5 protein-coding genes and 2 pseudogenes are annotated in these 4,108 nt (G+C 34.3%); 6 read left to right on the top strand and 1 reads right to left on the bottom strand.

Going from position 1 to position 4,108, the window contains the following annotated elements:
* Window positions 1–348 (top strand): annotated as a pseudogene (locus tag AACZ30_RS13255) (hypothetical protein); the annotation flags it as partial.
* A gap of 128 nt (window positions 349–476) precedes the next feature.
* Here AACZ30_RS13255 and AACZ30_RS13250 read toward each other — a convergent pair.
* Window positions 477–791, bottom strand: a complete 315-nt coding sequence (locus tag AACZ30_RS13250; protein ID WP_339649938.1) for a rhodanese-like domain-containing protein — start codon at window positions 789–791, stop codon at window positions 477–479.
* A 197-nt stretch (window positions 792–988) separates the two neighbouring features.
* On the opposite strand from AACZ30_RS13250, the gene AACZ30_RS13245 reads away from it, so the two are divergent.
* The 5 genes and pseudogenes from AACZ30_RS13245 to AACZ30_RS13225 form a co-directional block, all read left to right on the top strand.
* The gene (locus AACZ30_RS13245; protein ID WP_339649936.1) at window positions 989–1,438 is read left to right on the top strand and encodes a MarR family transcriptional regulator; all 450 of its coding nucleotides are present in this window, start codon (window positions 989–991) and stop codon (window positions 1,436–1,438) included.
* A 2-nt stretch (window positions 1,439–1,440) separates the two neighbouring features.
* The gene (locus tag AACZ30_RS13240) at window positions 1,441–2,073 is read left to right on the top strand and encodes an NAD(P)H-dependent oxidoreductase (protein WP_339649934.1); all 633 of its coding nucleotides are present in this window, start codon (window positions 1,441–1,443) and stop codon (window positions 2,071–2,073) included.
* A gap of 34 nt (window positions 2,074–2,107) precedes the next feature.
* The gene (locus AACZ30_RS13235) at window positions 2,108–2,686 is read left to right on the top strand and encodes a YceI family protein (RefSeq protein ID WP_339649932.1); all 579 of its coding nucleotides are present in this window, start codon (window positions 2,108–2,110) and stop codon (window positions 2,684–2,686) included.
* A 58-nt stretch (window positions 2,687–2,744) separates the two neighbouring features.
* Window positions 2,745–3,245: a YceI family protein gene (locus tag AACZ30_RS13230; RefSeq protein ID WP_093301993.1), complete on the top strand. Its 501-nt coding sequence runs from the start codon at window positions 2,745–2,747 to the stop codon at window positions 3,243–3,245.
* A 315-nt stretch (window positions 3,246–3,560) separates the two neighbouring features.
* A pseudogene (locus AACZ30_RS13225) lies at window positions 3,561–4,108 on the top strand (anthranilate synthase component I family protein); the annotation flags it as partial.

The following is a 4,108-nucleotide window of genomic DNA, read 5'->3' as shown; positions in this document are numbered from 1 at the left end:
CAGATTTTAGTTTCAGATAATTCAGGTAATCTCAATTGGAAACACAACCACACCAGAAATTTTATAAGTACAGGAAGTCAAACTGGTACTTACACGATTGGGGAAGAAGTTTATTTCTTAAGGATTAACCCGAATATTTCATCAATTACATTTCCTGATGCCTCGTCTAATAAAGGTCGGGAACTGGTATTAATAGGTAAGGGAAGTAGTACCACGCCGCTTAATTTCGTAAATGGAGATAACCTGGACGATATGCAGGATAATAGTATAACCAGTATATCAAATGGGGAAATCCTTACTATAATAAGTATAGGAACGCGTTGGTTGTTAATAGATAGATCTAATTAAAAAAAAAGCAGTAAAACTACCTCGGAGCAAGCCAACGGTGCATTCAGTGAAAACTATTGTTTAATTTTCGCGGTAAGCCTCGGAGCATTTAAATATCGGGTAAAATTGATTTTACTGCTTTTTATAATTTAATCTTCAGCCTTATCTCCTTCCCATTCCATAAAGCCGCCTTCAAGATTATAGGTATTTGCAAAACCCATCTGATCTAAAATTGTGCAAGCCTGTGCACTGCGCTTTCCGGAACGGCAATAGATATAGTAATTCTTATCTTTATCAAGTTTTTCAACCTCATTTACAAATTCCTGGCCTTTATAGATATCGAGGTTTTTAGCCTTAGGGATATACCCATCCTCTACTTCTTCTTCGGTTCTTACGTCTAAAATCACCGCGTTTTCATCTTTTTCCAGCTGTGATTGCCATTCTTCCTGACTAAGTTCTTTCATAAATTTTATTTTTTATTAATCTCCTTAACAAAGGTGATCTGTGATTCCTAATATATTTTTCAGTGTAAAGATATTGAAAGTTTTAAAAAACAGCGCCTCCATTTGCCATCGATTCCGGCTGAAAAAATTTAACATTTCTTTTAGAACTAAATTACAAAACTGACTTATATTTGTACATACAAATGTTGTTTAGACAAATGAAGATAGAAGATCAATTAAAAACGAATTATTTGCCACCGGCCAGGAAGCTAAGTCTTAGCATTTTGGTTACTGCAAATCTTATAGACGAGCAAGTGGCTACTGCCCTTAAGCCTTTTGATATTTCTATACAGCAATTTAATGTGCTTCGAATATTGAGAGGACAAAAAGGAAAACCGGCAAATCTTAGCACTATACAGGAAAGAATGGTGAGTAAAATGAGTAATACTACCAGGTTGGTAGACAAACTTATCACCAAAGGCCTTACTGAAAGGGTTATTTGCGAAGCTAACCGTAGAAAAGTAGAAATAAGTATTACTGAAAAAGGTTTGGAACTTTTGAAAGAAATTGACCCAAAAGTTGATGCAGTAGAAAAAGAGCTAATTCAGGATATTAGCGAAGAAGAAATTGAAATTGTTACTGATTGTTTAAATAAAATAAGAAAATAATTATGGAAGAATATATAGAAAACCTCAACTGGCGTTACGCCACCAAGAAGTTTGATGCAGAAAAATCTTTAAGTCAGGAAGACGTAGAGAAACTTCAAAAAAGCATTCAGCTTTCAGCTTCTTCATACGGACTTCAGCCTTACGAGGTATTTGTGATTTCCGATAAGGAAACCAAAGAAAAATTAAAAGCGGCGGCCTGGAACCAGTCTCAACTTACTGATGCTTCACACGTATTTATTTTTGTAGGACTTAAGAAATTGAATGAGGCTTATATAGATGCTTATTTGGAGAATATTAGTAAAATTCGAGAAGTTCAGGTACAGGATCTTAGCGGGCTAAAAGATATGTTAACCTCAAATATTTTAGGTAAAACCGAAGAACAGCAATCTGTTTGGGCGCAGAAACAAGCTTATATCGCGCTTGGAAATTTACTTTCTGCCGCAGCAAATTTAAAAATTGACACCTGCCCTATGGAAGGTTTTGACGCACAAAAGTTTGATGAAATCCTGGGAATTTCAGGAACAAATTTAACTACTGCAGTGATAGCTACAGCCGGGTACCGGAGCGAAGAAGACCAATTGCAACACGCAAAAAAAGTTAGAAAACAAGAAGAAGAATTATTCCATTTAATATAAACCAAAATCAAATTAATTTAAATTAAAAATTGCTATGAAAAAGAATCTTTTAAAAACTGTATTTGCATCTGCATTTCTTGTATCATTTTTATCGTTTACAACAGTAAATGCTCAGGATAAAAAAATTGATGTAAAAGAAAGCAACATTAAATGGGAAGGTGAAAAAGTAACCGGCTCTCACTACGGAACCATAGACCTTAAAAACGGACATTTTACTATGGAAAACGGTGAACTTACCGGAGGGGAATTCGTAATAGACATGAGCTCTATTACCGTTACCGATCTTACTGGTGAAGATAAAGGAAAATTAGAAGGTCACTTAAAATCTGATGACTTCTTTGGAGTAAAAAACCATCCAACTTCAAAACTGGTTATTACAAGCGTTGCTAAAAAAAGCAATGGAACTTACGGAGTGGTAGCCAATCTTACTATTAAAGATAAAACAAATCCCGTGACTTTCGATTTAGATTGGGAAGATAATTCAGCTTCTACAGAGCTAACTATAAACCGTTCTAAATACGATGTACGTTATGGTTCAGGGAGTTTCTTTGATAACCTTGGTGACCAAACCATCTACGACAATTTTGAACTTGAGGTAGAATTAAAATTCTAATTCTAAAGGGAGATTAATTGCTATAAAAAAAATTGAAAAAGAAAAATTAATAATTATTATGGAAAAACAAATCAATACCCAGGCTAGTAATATCGCCTGGAAAGGAAAAAAAGTTTTAGGATCACATTCAGGAACTATAGATCTTAAAGAAGGTAAATTAACATTGGAAAATGACGAAATTACAGGAGGCGAATTTGTAATGGATATGACCACAATTACCGTAACCGATCTTAAAGGCGACGATAAGGCAGGTTTGGAAGGTCACTTAAATTCAGATGATTTCTTTGGAGTAGATAATCACCCAACATCAAAACTGGTAATTACCAGCGTAGCTAAAAAAGACGACGGTACTTATGGTGTGGTTGGAGATCTTACTATTAAAGAAAACACCCATCCGGTAACTTTCGATTTGGATAAAAACGGAAATACTGCGACTACTAAATTGAGTATAGACCGTTCTAAATACAATGTGAAATACAATTCGGGTAGCTTTTTTAGCGGACTTGGAGATCAAACGATTTACGATAATTTCGATTTAAATATTGAGTTGAAATTCTAATAATTAGATTGCACAATTCCAGCCGGAAAAGTTAAATTTACTTTTCCGGCTTTTCTTTTTATAAAATCTCCTTGTTTATTTAAAAGAGCTTTCTATCTTTGAAGCAATGAAAGCCAATAATTGGCATTTATTATATTTTATGAAAACAATTACAACAAATACCTGGTGGTGGAAAAATTTACGTCAAACGTCGTGAAGTAACATCGCTATAGTATAATCTCATACAAAAGGCTTGTCTCACGACAAGCCTTTTTTTATATAAGAAATTTGAAAATTAACCTCCGCCTTCGCGGGAGTGACAGAAATAAATAATTTATGTATCAACTAAAGACCACCTATAAAAAACTCCTTGCCGATACCATTACACCGGTGAGTGTTTATTTAAAAGTTCGGGACAAATATCCTAACAGTCTCTTGCTGGAAAGTAGTGACTATCACGCCAACGATAATAGTTTCTCCTATATATGCTGCAATCCTATCGCTTCTATTAAAGTTCAAAACGAGGTGATTACCGAAGTTTTTCCTGACGGAAGTAAAAAAACAACAGAGATCACTCCTGAAGTTAACGTACCTCAGCAAATTCAGGAATTTTCCAAACAATTCGAAACTGAAGATTCTGATTTTAAATTCATCAATAACGGACTTTTTGGCTACATCGCTTACGATGGAGTTAGGTATTTTGAAGATTTAGAGATTAAAAAGCGAAATGGTGATCTTAAACTTCCGGATATCTATTACGCAGTTTATCAAAATATCATCGCTATAAATCATTTTAATAACGAAGCTTATATTTTTGATCATAGTTACGATACCGATTCAAAGATCGCTGAAATCGAGCAACTGATAAAAGTCAAAAATTTCGC

The sequence above is a fragment of the uncultured Salegentibacter sp. genome, assembly GCF_963972535.1.
Lineage (GTDB): Bacteria > Bacteroidota > Bacteroidia > Flavobacteriales > Flavobacteriaceae > Salegentibacter.
Note: the sequence above shows the minus strand (reverse complement) of the source record. Positions and strands in the feature narration are given on the sequence as shown.